The following is a 15,857-nucleotide window of genomic DNA, read 5'->3' as shown; positions in this document are numbered from 1 at the left end:
ACAACTGCTTCGATCGTCAGCCCACGAACGGCACGGGACGGCATACTTGAATGGTGACGAAAAAATCGTTGCGATGGGGCACGGCGACCGCCGCGAGCCGCGACATCGCCCGAGACCATCTGCTCGATGCCGCCGCAACGTCCCTCGAGAACAAGGGGCTACCGGGCACCACGATGGAGGACATCGCCAGGCAGGCCGGGGTGTCCCGCGCCACGGTGTATCGCTACTTTCCGAGTCGTGAATCCGTCATTTCCGGTGTTATCTTGCGGTCAGCCGAACGCTACCTCCGCCGCATTAGTGCGCGGATCGCAGCGCATGCCGATTTAGGCTCGGCGATACTGGATTTCGTCGAGGTTACACTCCGTGCGGCCCACCGTGAACCCATAATCGGATTGCTATTCGGCAGTGACGACGAACTCGCCGGCGTAGGGCTGGCCAAGGGTACGTCGGTGGCTTTGTTCGAACTCGTCGCCGAGTTCCTTCGCCCTGTCTTCGCCGCGCACTGGGATCAACTTGAGCGTGGGGTGTCGGTCGACGATGCATCCGAGTGGATACTGCGGGCTATCCTCAGCCTACTCACGGTCGAAGGCCCAAGGCAGCGCAGCCCGGAGGGCCTCGATGCTTTTCTACGAAGATTCCTGCTTCCTCCTCTGCTCACCACCACCCGGTCTTGCGCTGATGCAACAAGTACGGAGTAATGTCTCGTTAGTGGCAGCAGTATCGGTGAACGACGAGGGGCTCTAGACATGAAGTTCGAGCAGTTCAGCCAAGAGATTGCCGACGAGTTGCAGAATGCGGCGGCAACCGCGGGTGGGCTGTCCAGCTACTTGGGATTTCGGCACACCGAATTCGCCGCGGGACGTCTGGTTGTGGAGATGGATGCTCGGGACGACCTGATGACGCCGTTCGGCAACCTGCACGGCGGATGCTTGTCGGCGATGGTAGACCACTGTCTGGGCGTGGTGTTCTATCCGGTTATCCCAGCGGGATCATGGGTGGCCACAACGGAATTCAAGCTAAATCTGCTGCAGCCCGTGTCGAGCGGAGTGTGCGTTGCGGTCACCGAGATCATCGCGCTGGGCAAGCGTAGCGGTGTCGCCAGAATCGATGTCTCCAACGCGGGGCGCGCGGTATGCGCGGCGCAGGGAACCGTGACGGTGGTTAGCCCGAGGGGGTATTCCGGTTGATGGCGAGACTGAGCACGAGTGCCGTCCGAATTGGCTATCGCGGCCTAATCAAATGACTGTTACCTGCGAGCGAATCCGCACCGAAGACGGCGTCACCCTCACGGCGGATTTCTACCGGCACGACACCGCCCGCGCCGTCGTACTTCTCCTGCATGGTGGTGGTCAAAATCGCCACGCTTGGACCACCACGGCGCGCCGGTTGCATGCGCGCGGTTACACCGTCGTCGCCTACGATGCCCGAGGCCACGGCGATAGCGGGTGGGACCCGACTGGGCGATACGAACTCGCAGGACTCACATCCGATCTGCTGGCTGTGCGCGAACATGCGAGTGACGACCGCCCGCCGGTGGTCGTTGGTGCGTCGTTGGGTGGCATGACCATTTTGGGAACCCATCTGCTGGCACCAGCCGATTTGTGGTCAGCAGTCGTTCTTGTCGACATCACCCCGCGAATGGAGTTCCACGGTGCACGCCGCGTCGTGTCATTTATGGCCGCCCATCCCGACGGATTCGGCACGCTCGACGACGCGGCCGACGTCATCGCCCAATACAATCCGCACCGCGCTCGTCCCGAAAGCCTGGACGGACTGCGAAAAGTGTTGCGCCAACGCGACGATGGCAGGTGGATTTGGCGATGGGATCCGGCTTTCATCACCTCTAATTTTCAGTTCCTGCAAGGTGACCCCGCCACTGGTGCCGAACAGTTCGACGCGATCAGCGAACTGCTTGTTGAGGGGGCCCGTCGCGTGCAGGCACCAACGCTTCTGGTGCGCGGCGTCCTCTCGGATGTGACATCGCAGCAGTCGGTCGATGAATTCCTCCAGGTTGTCCCGCACGCCGAAGCGGTGGACGTTTCCGGCACAGGTCACATGGTGGCCGGCGACGACAACGACGCCTTCACTGCAGCAGTCGCCGGATTTCTCGACCGCACGATAGCCAATTCGGCCTGAGAACCTCTGAGCTGTGTGGCGCAGCCCAAAGCTGGCCATAGTTAAGGGCAGCCGACAGCTACCAAAACCAAGATATGCGTGACATCCATCCACTTAAGCAGGATGTGAATGGCCATTAGCTACAGTCGAGCGATGCACCTTCGTACCGTCTGCACCACAGTAACTTCCGGCTTGGTCGAGGGTTTCTCCCGAGACGGCGTGACCAGGTGGCGATCCATCCCCTACGCCGAGCCGCCCGTCGGGGCGTTGCGCCTAAGAGCCCCCCGGCCAATCGAGCCGTGGGAGGGAGTCTTGCCGTGTCACCGTTTCAGGTACTGTGCACCACAGCCGCGCAAATACACTTTTGTTGGCCTCGGCAAATATCAGCCGATGAGCGAAGACTGCCTGACGCTGAACGTCGTCGCGCCCGACACCAGATACGAGCGGCCGTTACCTGTGATGGTGTTCATCCATGGCGGCGCATACTTCCTCGGCAGCTCCGCGACACCGGTATATGACGGGGCATCGTTGGCTCGCAAGGGGTGCGTGTTCGTGTCAGTTAATTACCGGCTGGGCGCGCTTGGAGCAGTTGACCTCTCGTCTCTGTCTACCGACGCCTTCCGCATCGACGACAATCTTTATCTGCGTGATCTGGTTATGGCGCTCCGTTGGGTGCGTGACAACATCGCAAGCTTCGGCGGCAATCCCGACGCTGTGACGATATTCGGCGAGAGCGCAGGGGCACACGCAGTGGCGACGCTGTTGGCTGTTCCAGCTGCTAAAGGGCTGTTCGCTCAAGCCATTTCTGAGAGCCCCGCGGGAGGTTTGGCTAGTTCCCGTGAACAATCTGAAGAATACGCCGCAAGGTTTGCGGCGATTCTCGGAGCTCGGAGGCGAGACGCTGCCGCGGTCTTGCTGACCGCGCCGCCGACCGACCTCGTAGCGACTTTGGATCATCTGATCATGCAGGAAAGCCGCAACGCGCCGGGCGTATATCCGGTCGGTCCCACATATGGAACCGACTACCTGCCGCTGGATCCAATGGATTCGTTGCGCTTGGGAAAAGCACACCGAGTGCCTCTCGTCGTGGGTAACAATGCGGAAGAAGCCAAGCTGTTCACCCGCTTCCTGAAACTACTGCCAACGAACGAACCCAAGATCGAGCTGCTGCTATCGACTGTGGAATCTGCTGACCGTGAGCGGATTACGGCGGCGTACCCCTCTTATCCGAAAGCCGCTGCTTGTATTGAATTGGGAGGCGACTTCACGTTCGCATCGGTCGTATGGCAGATCGCCGACGCGCACAGCGCACACGCTCCGGTATACGTGTACCGCTATGACTACGCTCCGCGCACGTTGCGATGGTCCGGGCTGGGGGCCACTCATGCTACCGAATTGCTCGCAGTTTTCGACGTCTACAGAACGCGGTTGGGTCGGCTGCTCAGCGCGGCAGGCGACAAATATACGGCGCTGCGCATTACCGAGGATGTCCAGTCGCGGTGGTGCGCCTTCGCCCGCACAGGCGTGCCTGGCGCGGGTTGGCCCAGCCACGTCAGTGCCGACCATGCGGTGATGATCTTCGACAGGACATCGCGGGTCGAGTGTGACCCGCTTGCGGTTCGGCGCCAGGCGTGGGAGGGATTTACCTTCCGCCGCCCCTGACCGCATTCTGTGTGCATCTCGTTCCCGACATGCCGCGAACTGCCGCGGGCGAGGTATTCAAAGACAGAGCTTCGCCCGTAATTCGGCGGGGAGCGGCGTTCAGCCCTACGTTGAACCGCTGTTCGTCGCGTCAGCTGCTGATTACCACCACCACCTGGGAATGGAACCAGACGCCCAGGTAGTTGCGCGCGGAGCGCTTGAGCTTCAGCCTATCGGCTCGCGCTACGGCGGCGGGCCAAAAGTTTCGATAGTGGGATGGCCCACTCGGGTCAGAGTTGACCCTGCCGGACCTTACACGCGATGTGAGCGGCGCCATACGCTGGCGCTACGAATGGATTAGGTCACTAATGTGAAGGATCACCACATGACCGAGATGCTGACCCAGATGCAGGCGCTTCCCAGTGAAACTCCGCTCGAAGACGAGGCGTTGGCGGCTTACGAGAAGAAGTTTCGGGAGGACAACACGATTTGGGCTGAGTTGTTGCAGGAGAACCTCGACCGGCTCGGGCGCGGCTCGTTTTCGCTGCACTGGATGAACACCGACAAGGCCAATTGGGGTGTTCGCGCGCGCCCGAGTTCGCGGGGGTTGACCTATACCGACATCAACCGCCCGCCAGCCTACGGCACGCTGCCCGAGCACACGACGTGGCGCAACTTCGCCCCGCGCGGCTCTGTGCGTGAGCCCTATGTTGACCAGATGCCGACCATCGACGCTTATGACATCCTCGACAAGAAGGAGGCCTGGGCGGACAACGTCATGACGCTGTATGAGGAGGCCAAGGCACGGCAGTGGAACTCCACCAGCGATATTCCGTGGAACGAGCTGGAGCCCGCCAGTGAGGATCTGGAGAAGGCGGCGTGCCAGCTGGCTACCTCTTTGACGGAGGTTGAGTTCGTCGCCGGTGACTTTCCGTCGCGGTGGGTGTATCGCACCTCACCGGATTTCTACGAGGTTAAGAACTTCCTCGTGACGCAGATGATGGACGAGGCCCGCCACATGGAGGTGTTCCGAAAGCGTGCCCTCGCCGGCGGGGGAGGCTTGTTGCACGCCAGCCCGGCCCTGGAGTGGGCACTGAAGGCGATCCTCGAGTCGCCGAGCCACACCCAGGGCACGTTCCTGCTGAACGTGCTGGGCGAAGGGCTTGTCCTTACGATTTTCCGGGCCGGGGAGTACCTGTCCAAGACGCATGTCGACAAGGAGATCTTCCGGCGCTGCATGCAGGACGAGGCCCGTCACGTGTCGTACGGGACCCTGGAATTGAAGAACTTCCTCGACAGCTCGACTGATCGGGAAAAGGCGCTTTCGGATATGCATCGCTTCGCCGATCTTGGCGAGCAGATCATCCTCACCGCACTGAGCAGTCCCGGGCTGTTGGAACCGCTGGCCGTTCTTATGGGCGGTGGAGTGGACAAGATCGACGAAGGTATGGAGGGTGTGTCGTTCCTGTGGGGGACGATTATTGAGGAGTACCTGCAGCGCTGTGAGCGGGCCGGGTTTGACCGTCGCGAGAAGGTGACGATCCCCTTGGAGATGCCGTGGACGGCGTAAGTACGAGCGCAGATCTTCCTACCGTTGAGTGGTTCACCAGGCTGGCGGAGGTCAGTAAGGCTGACCTCGCCGAGTTCCGTAAACTCGGCGAGGTCGACTGCCGGTTTGCCGTCAACATCTTCGATGGCGGCCCAGATGGGTCTGCGTTGATTGTCCAGCTCACGTTCGACGGCTTCGAGGTGAGCGAGATCAAAGAGATCAGCGACACAGGGTTGGAGTCGATGGATTTCGTCATCGAAACCGACCGTGATTCGTGGCTGGACATGGTGGACAACATCCGCGCCGGAGACGGCCGACCGGACCTCGATCACACCCTCAACGCCTTGAGCATGGCGTCGACGCCGATACGGGTCTGGTCATCTGATCCTCTGGGCAAGGACATGTTTTTCCGCTACAACCAGAGTTTGCAGCATTTCATCAACAAGAGCGCTCGGCTGTGAGTCGCCGCTGAAGAAAAGGAAAGAGCATGAGCGGCACTCGGCGAGGCCATTTCTACATCGATGACACGTGCATCGGGTGCGGAGCGTGTGAGCACTCGTGCCCGGGACGGGTCGATGCCATATCCAAGAAGGCCGACGATTTCCTGGGCCGATTCGTCATCGACCTCGATGAATGCATCGACTGCGGGAAGTGCGTCCCGCTGTGCCCCGTCGATTGTATTCACGACGGGCGGGTCGAGGCGGCATTTGTCCCGGACAATGGCTACACGAAGATCGGAAAGCTATACGACTGGGCAGCGCGCAAAGATAGCTGATACATCAAAAGATCCAGGAGCTGAGGGATTGGCATCAGATTGGTGGCCGGGGCCACGTGTCGCGCGGCCGCTTGGCGCGGAGGTTGATTCTGACCTCTCTGCCAAAATTCGGACAGGCGATAGCTGTGGCTTCGACCCACAATGTCAGCTGCCGCATGAGCTCCCGCCGCGTCGCCGTCAGCTTTGCCGATCTATCACGACATCATCATCGTGGTTTTTCGGTCAGACCTCGCGGCGTCCCGACCATCACCACCCCATCAAATGACTAGGAGTTGTGTCATGGGCGTTTTCAAAGACGGCGTCGAGGCAACGAAGTACATTGCCGGGATCTTCGAGGAGGCGGTGGACGATGAGTCGATCGCCGATCAACTAGCGGCATCCGGTGTTGTGCTGCAGCTCAACTGCTCTGACCCGGATATCCAGGTTACGGTCGACATGCCTAATAAGAAGGTGTTCACCGGGAACTGTGACATCAAGCCTACCGTAGCGATGTTCATGACCTCTGACATGGCCAACCGGTTTTGGCAGGGCAACCTCAATCTCGCTGTCGCGCTGGCCAAAGGCCAGGTCCGCGCCAAGGGGCCGGTTCCAAAGATCCTGAAGCTTATTCCCGTCGCCAAGAAGCTTTTCCCGCGGTACGAGGAGCTGCTGCGGGCTGAGGGCCGTACTGACCTGCTGGTTGTTTGACGCGCGTCGACAAGTCGTCAAGCTGTATGGCGTACATCAAGCTCCTCGAGCGTAGATGTTCGAACGGGCCGGATAAGCGTCGGCCTGGTCGCTGCGACCGGCGTCTTGGTCCGCGCCGCACTTGAAGCCCTGCGCTACTAGGGTCCTGCGTCTGAAACCCGTTTACGGGTGTGGGGCAGGATTTCGTCGGGGTCATTTTCCATACCTGGGACTGTCTGAACAACGGTGGATCTGATCTTGGTCTGACACGCCGGGCGTGAGCTTGGCGGGAAGGACTGATGATGTCGGAAACACTCGACTTCGGAATGGCCATTGATCGTCAGCAGACTACTTTCCCGTGCTGACGACCGACGCCGCCGAATCGGCTCGACGGGGGACAAGTTTGTCCTGGTTCGTGGCGCGCTGGGTGCTCAACAGGCGAGTGCCCAGCCGCTGCAACGCCTCCACTGAGAATGGTTGTGTCATACGGCGGTTGACAGCGGGGGCAATGCGGAGCATGAAATAGCCCAGCCAGGCCTCGGTGCGCACCGGTACGACCGCGAGATCAAACCGTACAGCACGCACGGCGGCGCGAGCGACGAGGTCGGGACTCATCGGTGAGATCGGAAACTTCTCGCCAAATTCCTGGAGCTTCTTGGTGAACTGTTTTCCTTGTTCGATCAGTTCGTGGTTGACGCCGACAACCACCGCGCGATCACCTATATTGGTATTGATCACACCCGGGCATATCGCGCTGACGCCGATGCCTTTCGGTCCGAGCTCGAGCCGCAGGCATTCGGTCAGCATCTTCACGCCCGCTTTGGAAACCGAGTACGGCGACATAACCGGGGTGGGCGTGAATGCCGCCGCCGAGGCGATATTGACGATATGGCCACCGCCGTGTTCAACCATCTGGGCGCCGAAGAAACGGCACCCATGAACGACGCCCATTAGGTTCACACCGAGTTGGCGTTCCCAATCCGACGGACGCAGCTCTAAGAACGGGCCGCCCACCAAGATTCCTGCGTTATTGACCAGCACATCGGCGTATCCGTAATCGGCTAACACGCTGCGAGCGAGCGCCTCCCAGGCATCGGGGTCGATAACATCCAATTGCGCCGCCGACGCGCTGCGGGCATGACCACGGATCATCGCCGTGGTCGCTTGTGCCGCATCCAGATCGATGTCGGACACCACGACATGGGCGCCGAGCTTGGCAAACCTGATCGCTGTCGCCCGGCCAATACCGCTTGCAGCCCCGGTGACCACCACCACGCGTGGACGCAACCGATTGACCTTCACGCGTTCTCCTTCCTCATGGCCCCGATCGCACCCGGAAGCTTAACGCCCGTACTGTAGCGGTAGACATCAAGGTTGTAATGTCGGTTCTGCCAATACATTTCGCCATGCGTCGACGGCCGAAACGGTGAATCGCCCTGGCTGTTGATATAGTAGGTATTCGAATCCGCGCAGGTCGGAGTGAACAGAAAGTTCTTTTCCTGGCGCTTCAAACACTTCCGGAAATACTCGTCGTGGACTTCCTGACGTATCTCGCAGACCGTCGCGCCGCAGCGCTTCGCCTCGGCTATAGCGCGGCTCAGATGAGCCGACGTCGCTTCGATCATCCACAGATATGATCCCAGCACGAAGCCATAAGGCCCAGTGATGGAGAACATGTTCGGAAATTTGGGAACAGACACGCCTTGATACGACTGGTATCTCTGCTCATACCAGAACCGCCCGAGATCGATGCCGTCGCGCCCGATGACGGGAAAGGGTGGCACTGCACCCGTATCCCACAGCTTGAACCCGGTCGCGCATATCAACACGTCGACCTCGTGCTCTACACCATCCACTGTCCGCACCCCCTTCCTGGTTATGCACTCGATCGCATCGGTGACCAGGCTGACATCTTCGCGGTTGAATGTGCGGAGGTAGTCGTTTGACATCGATGGGCGCTTGCAGCCCAAGCCATAGTGTGGGATCAGCTTCTCCCGAATTACTGGATCCTCGATTTGCCGACGCATCCAGCGGCGTGTAGCTAGCTCGAGCAGCTGGCGAGTCCCGTTCACTAGCCACCCTGGACCGACCCACATCCCCGCCATCCCGATCTCAGTTGCGACAGTGCCCACCGTGCGGATAGCCGAGCGGATTCGTTTACGGCCCAGGACCCATCGGCCGACGGACTTGATCTCCATATCCGGTTTGGGGAACACCCAGATCGGCGTTCGCTGGAAGACGGTCAGATGTTCGACCTCGTCAACGATGGCCGGGACAAGCTGGAGCGCCGTGGCGCCCGTGCCGATCACCGCGACGCGCTTACCGGCCAGCACCACGTCGTGATCCCATAGCGCGGTGTGCACGAGCGCACCCCCGTACTCGTCCAAACCTGGGATATCGGGCATCTTCGGGCGTTCCAGGCCGCCGACCGCCATTACGACATATCGGCTCGTGATCTCCTGGTTGCCGGCGGCGGTCAATCGCCATAGACTGTTGTGCTCATCAAACACCGCCGAGGCGACGGTGGTGTTCAACCGAAGCTTCTCACGCAGGCCGTATTGGTCCACGACGTCATCGGCGTAATCCCGAAGCTCGTCACCCGGAGCGAAGATCCGCGACCAATCACCGCGCTGCTCGTAGGAAAAGCTGTAGACAAACGACGGAATATCCACCGCCACACCCGGATATGTGTTCGCATGCCAGGTGCCGCCCACCCGATCCCACTTGTCGACGATGACAAAGTCGTGAATACCTCTCCGTTGCAAGGCGATACCGGCGCCGATACCGCCGAACCCAGCGCCCACAATGACGACGTCATGGTCAGGAGTGACACGCTCGGCAGCAGGTAACTGTTCAATCTCGACTTTTGTACTCAATTCGGGCTCGCCGGACTTGCTGCTACTTTTGGTAACCCACAAGGGTGCCATGGGTCCCGAACAGTTCCTGCTGCCACTTGTTCAGCAGCGCACGGGTGTCGACATCGTCGGGATGAAAGCCGGGTTTCATGTAGATGCGCAGGTCGGCCATCAAACCCTTGAGCAGCGGGCCTCGAAACACAGCACGCGCTTGACGCGTCACTTTGATCGGATGCCACCCTTTAGGGTCCGTCGCGATGGACAGCAACACGCCGATCGTTATCACCGGGATGGCCAGAACGTATAAAACCCCCATCACACCGATGCGAAGCCACTCCGGCCCGCGGACCGACCGGTAAACGTCGAAGGCAACCGATTTGTGCTCCAGCTCTTCCACCGCGTGCCAGTTGAGCAGGTTTCGCACCTCGGGATCACCAGGGATCTTCTGTAACTCCTCGCCTAGCATTCGCTCAGCCAGCGTGGCAGTGAAGTGTTCAGCCGCTGCAGTGACCGCCAGGGGTACCCGCGCGGGCAGCAGGTTTTCGATCCGCACCAACAGCCGCTGCCGCCGACTATTGGCATCGAACATGAAAAAACTGACCAGGGGATAGCCCCTGTCCACCAATTGCTCGTTGAGCCGGCGGTGTTCCTGCCCATGCACCGACTCCTGACCAATGAATCCGGCCACCCGCTTCTTTAACTCCGGATCGGTCACCCGATCGGCGAAGCGCCGGACCGACCTGATAAATAATTCCTCGCCGGGCGGAAATATGCCCGACAGCAACGCCACAAGGTGGCTAAGCACGATGTCGCCCTCAACGAAGTGACGCTGCATCGGCTGCGGATCACCGAATGAGAACCGAATCCGGCGAGTTTTCGGATACGCCTTTTTTGCTGGTCTTTCCGGTGCCATTCCTGTGTTCGCAACTGCTGCGTGACTAGCTACCATGACACTCTCCTTTGTTTTGAGTGTGGTGGTCGGTCACTTCAGGTAGCCGACCAGGGCCCCCTCGGTGCCGAAGAGTTCCTCCTGCCATTGCTCCAGCAACGCGTTGGTGTCGATGTCGTCGGGATGAAATCCCGGTCGCAGGTATTGCCTGAGCTCTGGGATCACGCCACGAAGAATGGGGCCGCGGTAGAGCCGATAGGTCTCACGCACCAGTCGCACTGGCTGACGGCGCGCTTCGGGATCCCGCGCCACCGAACAAGCCAGTACGGCGGTTATGAGGAGGAGCAGAAGGGGGATCATTACCGCCATCACACGTCGACGCACCCGCTCGGTACCCCGCACCGAGCGGAATACATCAAAGGCAACCGACTTGTGCTCAAGTTCCTCCAGCGCATGCCAGTTCAGCAGGTTCCACACCTCCGCATCACCCGGGATCGCCTGGATCTCCTCATCGCCGAGCAGCCGCTCAGCAAGTACGGCGGTGAAGTGTTCTGCGGCTGCTGTCACCGCCAGCGGAATCCGGGCCGGCAGCACCTCCTCGATGCGTTTCACCCAATCAACAAACTTTTCGGAATCCCACCACCCAATCGGATACCCCATGTCAACGAGCTTGTCATTGAGCGCCCGATGCTGCTGGCCATGCACCGATTCCTGACCGATAAACCCGGCCACCCGCTTCTTCAACCCAGGGTCGGCGATCTCATCGGCAAACCGGCGCACCGACCGAATGAACAACTCCTCCCCCGGCGGGAACGACCCCGACAAGTTCGCCAGAAAGTGGCTGAAGATGATGTCGTCGTTAACGAAATACTTGCTGCCCTGGGCAAACGGGAAACGTATCCGCCGGGTCGTCGGATACCGAGACCCCTCACTCACCGCATTTGCAGTGGTCGCTGCCTCTTGCACTATGTGGTCGCTCGTCATAACAAGATACCCCTTCCTCGAACACCCGGTTTCCGATACCGACAGTACTAGGTGTTTAGTGAGACGTTACTGCGGATCGACAGGGCGCGCAAGACTCCGCAATGACGTGTAGAAGCGCTGCGTTTGAGAGCCGCATCACACCGCCGCGTACGCTGTCACCTCCACGACTCCTGCCTTTAAACTGTTTTGACAATCGGCCCAAACCGCAGTACATAGTACTAGTCGTTACGTATACTGTTTGTTCGGAAAATTGCTTACTCGGAAGCAGGGAGCGTTCAAGCTGGATACCGGCATCGAGGCTCTCAGCAACCACTCGTACGGCGCGTAACAGGGAGGCTCGCGTTTCATGTTCCGGGATACCTAGCGGTTCTAGCTGCTCTACGGGCGCCTGTGGCGACGGTGAACATCCCGGACGGGATTGGCACCCAGCGCCATGCCGTGTAGTGCAGTGGACTCTGGTTGTTACAGAAGAGGATGGGGGCGGTGTCAACGATCTGCGGAACCGGCCGTCGGCCAGTCCAAATACATTCGGAGGCGATCAGTTTATGAAGGACTTCACCAATAAAGTGGCAGTAATCACCGGCGCTGGCTCAGGTATCGGCCGTAACCTGGCGTTGAGCTTGGCTGAACAGGGGGCGCAGCTGGCGCTGTCGGACATCGATACGAGCGCGCTGGCCGATACCGCTGGTCGATGCGAGAAGGTCGGAGCTAAGGCGGTGCCGTTCGAGCTCGATGTAGCCCAACGGCCGGCAGTTTACGAACACGCAAAGAATGTCGTCAGTGAATTCGGCAGAGTGAACCTTGTTTTCAACAACGCGGGTGTGGCACTCTCGGCCGACGTGGCCGACATGGATTGGGACGACTTCGAGTGGCTGATGGGCATCAACTTTTGGGGGGTGGCCCATGGCACCAAGGCATTCATGCCGCACCTGATCGCGTCCGGCGATGGCCACATCGTCAATGTGTCATCGGTTTTCGGGTTCGTCGGGATTCCGTCACAAAGCGCCTACAATGCCGCCAAATTCGCCGTCCGCGGCTTCACCGAGGCCCTACGCCAAGAACTCCGGGCCGCCAGGCATCCGGTAGGTGTGACCTGCGTTCACCCGGGCGGGGTGAAGACCAACATCGCCGGTCACGCCCGAGGGCTGCCCGACGGCTCGGACCCCGAAACGCTTAGCCGCCTTTTCCATAGGATCGCGTTCACCAGCCCCGAATCAGCCTCGAGGGCGATACTGCGTGGGGTCAAGAAGAATAAGCCGCGGGTGCTGATCGGTCCTGACGCAAGAGTTTTCGATGCCATTCCCCGAATCCTCGGCCCTCGCTACGAGGACATCATGGCGTCGTTCTATCGCACCGGGCGCTACGGTGCGGGGCGTCGACTCGCCGAACGCCTCGGCCTGCCCAGGTAGTAAGAGCCAACCCTGACGACTGGCGAAATGATTTGCTGGTGGAGCCACAACGTTGGCATACCTGCATCCTCGTTACCAAGGTCAGGAGCCTCCGGGATTTGCAGGACGATTCATCTGGAACGACAATCCTCGACCCTACGTCTGGATCAGAACCGCCGACCAAATCCTGGCAGCATCAGCTAACTACTGCTCCAAATTAGTGACTCACAACGCTAGGCGACCGCGACCAGGTGCTGGCGCTGCGGCTCGCAGCGATAACGCGACGGCTTGCCGTTGATCTTGCAGATCCGCCACACCATTCGCGCGATCGGGTTCATCAGCCCGGTGTCGTAGCACAGCATCCGCACGTCACCGAACATGTCACGCAGCGCCTTGCGCGACTCCAGGGACCCGAAGAACACCTGCTTGCGGACCTCGCGCGGGATGTCGAATTCCTGCCAGAAGGCCTTCGGCGGGACCACGATCGCCGAGCATGCCACCCGCATAATCACCGGCACGTATAACGACAGCCAAAACCGCTTACGCCGCGGTAAGTGCGGCACACGCTTACGCAGATACTCGTGAGCAAACGAGATGTGCCGAGCCTCTTCGGCCACGTGGATGGACATCACCCGCTCCATGATCGGGTGCAGTTCCTTGCCCTCACGTAACACGTTCTTCTGAGTGTGGTCGATGGGTTCCTCACCGGCGAGGATGCCGAACCAGAACGGGATCGGCAGAGGGCTAGCGACCAGCGGGATCAGCGGCGAAAGCCACTTCAGCTGCCGCCGCATCCCAGGCACGTCGGCGCCGATGTGGTTCACCATCTCCTGAAACATCATGGTGTGGTTGCACTCTTCGACCGCCTCGTGCAGGCAGTACCGGTACTCCGGGGACCCGTTCGGCACCCAGAACGCGTACCCCATCAGGCCGCGGATGAGGACCGACTCGAAGTGCAGCCCCACCTTGGCCACATTGGCCTGACGCCACATGCCGATCCTGATTTGGCGTTCCTCCGACTGCGCCTGATACCACGGGTGCCGGCCCAGCGGGTCAGTCGCCGGCAACTTCCAGCGGGGGTCGTTGTCGACTACCGCGTACTCAGGTGCGGTCCAGTCGATGTCGATGTATGGGTTGAAATTGCGTCGCACTGAGCCCTCAGACAGGACGCGCAGCACGTCGGCATACTCGGCGTCGTCCAGCACGTCCATGTTGCGGCGCCAACGCCGCACCAACCTCGTCCGAGCGATCTTCTGGGCCATCGCCAGCCTCCTACCGAAAGTTCACATCAGAAAAGCTACTGATACGGTACCGCTGGTATCGCCAACTTTTCAAAAGCCTGTCCATTTAAGGGCTTGTACCCGCCGCAACAGGTTCGGGCCGTCGCGCAGCCACGCCACCACGAGCCTATTGAAAGTCATTTTCATTACGATATCGCCCGCTCCTAGCTCGCTTGGCAGGGGCGCGGGCACCGATGTCGCCGGAGCCGAGGTTGGGGGCATCAGCGATCAGTAATTTGTACACTATCCCGCTCGTCGCGTCCTCGAGGCACGCTCCAGCCGCTGTGTTCAAGCAGTGCGGCCGAAGTGAACCATCCTATGCACCCTCGGGGTTCTGTGAGCCGGCCGGTTGGTCGGTCACGTGTTGGGAATAGTACTGGGCTTCGGCTTCGGCGCGTGGGACTCGTCCGAGGCGGTGCATGAGCCGCTGCTGGTTGTACCAGGCGACATAGTCGGCGGTGACGTGTTCGACGTCGGACAGGGTGTTCAGCGGGCCGCGGCGAAACGGGGAATCCGCGCGCCATCATCTCCTCACTGCACACTCACACCTGTTCATCTCAAGGTGCGGCCGCCCGCGGATAACGCATGGGGACAACGATTCTGATCCTCGTGCTCAACTAGCGGCAACAGTGAAGGGCCCAACAGCGGCATCCGACGCCCGGCTCGATGCACGGCCTCGTAGGACCACAGTTGTTAGACGGCGTCGACAGGCGACCACTGCATAATTTTCATCTCCTGAGGGCGAGCGCCAGGTCAGAATGGCTCGTCCGCTGAACTACCACTTGGGCCTCCCACAACTGTGGCTCTACCGACCAGGACCAACTTTCTGACGGCAACCCACGTTCACATGTGAGCGGAGGCCCCAGCCCCCCATACCCGTCTAACCCGCCCAGCATAAGGCGGCAGTCGTCTGCCGCCAGCATGCCCTACAATTCCCAGCAAAGGTCAGCACCGCAAGGACTTCGGCCCATTCTTTGGCGGCTGCGGCCGTCTTTTCGTGACGACCTTCGGGCGCAGCGTGTCCTTGAGTGCGTTACGCACGTGATTGCGACGCCAGCCGGTGATGGCGCACAACTGGTCGAGATTCCGGCCATTGCCGGCCCTGTCCGTCCCCACGTAGCGGTTACGATCGCCTCAGCACCACCTTGCGTTGACTCACCTTCAGTACCACCAGCTGGGCCTATCCAGCGCGTTATCCTTGGCTGATCAGGTGCGCCGCACGCGCGCATTCTTAGCTGACGCGACGAGCGGGTCTACCCACGCATTTGCTGAGTCCAGGCGGCGTCTTGACAAGGCGCCCGGAGCGGCACAAAACTGGTGTCATGCGCCCACACTTAGGGCCAGTGCCACCAGTTTGTGGTTGCGGATCCTGCTGGCTCCCGCGCGTGCGGTCGCCGATGAGGCTGGTGCCATTCGGCGGCTCAGATGTGCTCACTCATGGTGCTGTCGCTGTAGTCACGAGAGCTGGCAGCGGCATTGGCCGCGGCTTTGGCGTTGAGCTTGCTCGTCGGGGTGCGCGGGTGTCTGCGCCGATATCGATCCGGGACGGGCTAAGGAGACCGTTGGACTTGTCGTCCAAGCTGGTGGTCAAGGTTCGGACATTACCTGTGATGGCAGGCCGAGAGAATGGCGCCCAGGAGCTATACCGGTGGGCTTGGTGTCATCGAGTGGGTCGCGCGGTAAATAGCCACCGGGCGATTTGAAGAACCAGATCG

14 protein-coding genes and 2 pseudogenes are annotated in these 15,857 nt (G+C 60.4%); 10 read left to right on the top strand and 6 right to left on the bottom strand.

The window, feature by feature from the left end:
- The first annotated feature begins 50 nt into the window (after positions 1 to 50).
- The 8 genes from G6N48_RS23880 to G6N48_RS23845 all read left to right on the top strand — a co-directional run bounded on the left by G6N48_RS23880 (position 51) and on the right by G6N48_RS23845 (position 6,767).
- A complete protein-coding gene (locus tag G6N48_RS23880) occupies positions 51 to 698 on the top strand; it encodes a TetR/AcrR family transcriptional regulator (RefSeq protein ID WP_046182710.1) in 648 nt (215 codons plus the stop codon).
- Between the two features lie 48 nt (positions 699 to 746).
- A complete protein-coding gene (locus G6N48_RS23875) occupies positions 747 to 1,187 on the top strand; it encodes a PaaI family thioesterase (RefSeq protein ID WP_007172283.1) in 441 nt (146 codons plus the stop codon).
- Positions 1,188 to 1,239: 52 nt separating this feature from the next.
- Positions 1,240 to 2,136 (top strand): alpha/beta fold hydrolase, encoded by an 897-nt coding sequence (locus tag G6N48_RS23870; protein WP_033721570.1) that lies wholly within the window; start codon positions 1,240 to 1,242, stop codon positions 2,134 to 2,136.
- Positions 2,137 to 2,268: 132 nt separating this feature from the next.
- On the top strand, positions 2,269 to 3,777 hold the full coding sequence (locus G6N48_RS23865) for a carboxylesterase/lipase family protein (protein WP_033721569.1): 1,509 nt from the start codon (positions 2,269 to 2,271) through the stop codon (positions 3,775 to 3,777).
- A 364-nt stretch (positions 3,778 to 4,141) separates the two neighbouring features.
- Positions 4,142 to 5,326 carry a ferritin-like domain-containing protein gene (locus G6N48_RS23860; RefSeq protein WP_007172279.1) on the top strand — a complete coding sequence of 395 codons (1,185 nt, stop codon included), beginning with the start codon at positions 4,142 to 4,144 and terminating at the stop codon, positions 5,324 to 5,326.
- Positions 5,314 to 5,766: a hypothetical protein gene (locus tag G6N48_RS23855; protein WP_007172278.1), complete on the top strand. Its 453-nt coding sequence runs from the start codon at positions 5,314 to 5,316 to the stop codon at positions 5,764 to 5,766. Before G6N48_RS23860 ends, G6N48_RS23855 begins: the two co-directional genes overlap by 13 nt.
- A gap of 26 nt (positions 5,767 to 5,792) precedes the next feature.
- The gene (locus G6N48_RS23850; protein WP_007172277.1) at positions 5,793 to 6,080 is read left to right on the top strand and encodes an NADH-quinone oxidoreductase subunit I; all 288 of its coding nucleotides are present in this window, start codon (positions 5,793 to 5,795) and stop codon (positions 6,078 to 6,080) included.
- Positions 6,081 to 6,359: 279 nt separating this feature from the next.
- The gene (locus G6N48_RS23845) at positions 6,360 to 6,767 is read left to right on the top strand and encodes an SCP2 sterol-binding domain-containing protein (protein ID WP_007172276.1); all 408 of its coding nucleotides are present in this window, start codon (positions 6,360 to 6,362) and stop codon (positions 6,765 to 6,767) included.
- A 327-nt stretch (positions 6,768 to 7,094) separates the two neighbouring features.
- Here G6N48_RS23845 and G6N48_RS23840 read toward each other — a convergent pair whose 3' ends face one another.
- From G6N48_RS23840 to G6N48_RS23825, 4 genes are all read right to left on the bottom strand, one after another.
- The gene (locus G6N48_RS23840; RefSeq protein ID WP_007172275.1) at positions 7,095 to 8,048 is read right to left on the bottom strand and encodes an SDR family NAD(P)-dependent oxidoreductase; all 954 of its coding nucleotides are present in this window, start codon (positions 8,046 to 8,048) and stop codon (positions 7,095 to 7,097) included.
- Positions 8,045 to 9,673 carry a flavin-containing monooxygenase gene (locus G6N48_RS23835; RefSeq protein ID WP_007172274.1) on the bottom strand — a complete coding sequence of 543 codons (1,629 nt, stop codon included), beginning with the start codon at positions 9,671 to 9,673 and terminating at the stop codon, positions 8,045 to 8,047. Before G6N48_RS23835 ends, G6N48_RS23840 begins: the two co-directional genes overlap by 4 nt.
- Positions 9,645 to 10,514 carry a metal-dependent hydrolase gene (locus G6N48_RS23830; RefSeq protein WP_007172273.1) on the bottom strand — a complete coding sequence of 290 codons (870 nt, stop codon included), beginning with the start codon at positions 10,512 to 10,514 and terminating at the stop codon, positions 9,645 to 9,647. Before G6N48_RS23830 ends, G6N48_RS23835 begins: the two co-directional genes overlap by 29 nt.
- A 69-nt stretch (positions 10,515 to 10,583) precedes the next feature.
- A complete protein-coding gene (locus G6N48_RS23825; RefSeq protein WP_170826031.1) occupies positions 10,584 to 11,474 on the bottom strand; it encodes a metal-dependent hydrolase in 891 nt (296 codons plus the stop codon).
- Positions 11,475 to 12,019: 545 nt separating this feature from the next.
- On the opposite strand from G6N48_RS23825, the gene G6N48_RS23820 reads away from it, so the two are divergent.
- Positions 12,020 to 12,883 (top strand): SDR family NAD(P)-dependent oxidoreductase, encoded by an 864-nt coding sequence (locus G6N48_RS23820; protein WP_007172270.1) that lies wholly within the window; start codon positions 12,020 to 12,022, stop codon positions 12,881 to 12,883.
- Between the two features lie 212 nt (positions 12,884 to 13,095).
- On the opposite strand, the gene G6N48_RS23815 is transcribed toward G6N48_RS23820, so the two are convergent.
- Positions 13,096 to 14,112, bottom strand: coding sequence for an AurF N-oxygenase family protein (locus G6N48_RS23815; protein ID WP_033721575.1), 1,017 nt, complete (start codon positions 14,110 to 14,112; stop codon positions 13,096 to 13,098).
- A gap of 346 nt (positions 14,113 to 14,458) precedes the next feature.
- Positions 14,459 to 14,662 (bottom strand): annotated as a pseudogene (locus tag G6N48_RS23810) (IS3 family transposase); the annotation flags it as partial.
- Positions 14,663 to 15,539: 877 nt separating this feature from the next.
- On the opposite strand from G6N48_RS23810, the pseudogene G6N48_RS28820 reads away from it, so the two are divergent.
- Positions 15,540 to 15,754, top strand: a pseudogene (locus tag G6N48_RS28820) (SDR family NAD(P)-dependent oxidoreductase); the annotation flags it as partial.
- Positions 15,755 to 15,857: the final 103 nt, after the last annotated feature.

Source organism: Mycobacterium parmense, from assembly GCF_010730575.1.
Classification (GTDB): Bacteria; Actinomycetota; Actinomycetes; order Mycobacteriales; family Mycobacteriaceae; genus Mycobacterium; species Mycobacterium parmense.
Note: the sequence above shows the minus strand (reverse complement) of the source record. Positions and strands in the feature narration are given on the sequence as shown.

Bases quoted from the DNA above. Each gene is read 5' to 3' on its own strand.
- G6N48_RS23875 (WP_007172283.1), top strand. From the start codon at position 747: ATGAAGTTCGAGCAGTTCAGCCAAGAGATTGCCGACGAGTTGCAGAAT.
- G6N48_RS23880 (WP_046182710.1), top strand. From the start codon at position 51: ATGGTGACGAAAAAATCGTTGCGATGGGGCACGGCGACCGCCGCGAGC.
- G6N48_RS23820 (WP_007172270.1), top strand. From the start codon at position 12,020: ATGAAGGACTTCACCAATAAAGTGGCAGTAATCACCGGCGCTGGCTCA.
- G6N48_RS23850 (WP_007172277.1), top strand. From the start codon at position 5,793: ATGAGCGGCACTCGGCGAGGCCATTTCTACATCGATGACACGTGCATC.
- G6N48_RS23830 (WP_007172273.1), bottom strand. From the start codon at position 10,514: ATGGCACCGGAAAGACCAGCAAAAAAGGCGTATCCGAAAACTCGCCGG.
- G6N48_RS23835 (WP_007172274.1), bottom strand. From the start codon at position 9,673: ATGGCACCCTTGTGGGTTACCAAAAGTAGCAGCAAGTCCGGCGAGCCC.
- G6N48_RS23870 (WP_033721570.1), top strand. From the start codon at position 1,240: ATGACTGTTACCTGCGAGCGAATCCGCACCGAAGACGGCGTCACCCTC.
- G6N48_RS23825 (WP_170826031.1), bottom strand. From the start codon at position 11,474: ATGACGAGCGACCACATAGTGCAAGAGGCAGCGACCACTGCAAATGCG.
- G6N48_RS23845 (WP_007172276.1), top strand. From the start codon at position 6,360: ATGGGCGTTTTCAAAGACGGCGTCGAGGCAACGAAGTACATTGCCGGG.
- G6N48_RS23860 (WP_007172279.1), top strand. From the start codon at position 4,142: ATGACCGAGATGCTGACCCAGATGCAGGCGCTTCCCAGTGAAACTCCG.
- G6N48_RS23865 (WP_033721569.1), top strand. From the start codon at position 2,269: ATGCACCTTCGTACCGTCTGCACCACAGTAACTTCCGGCTTGGTCGAG.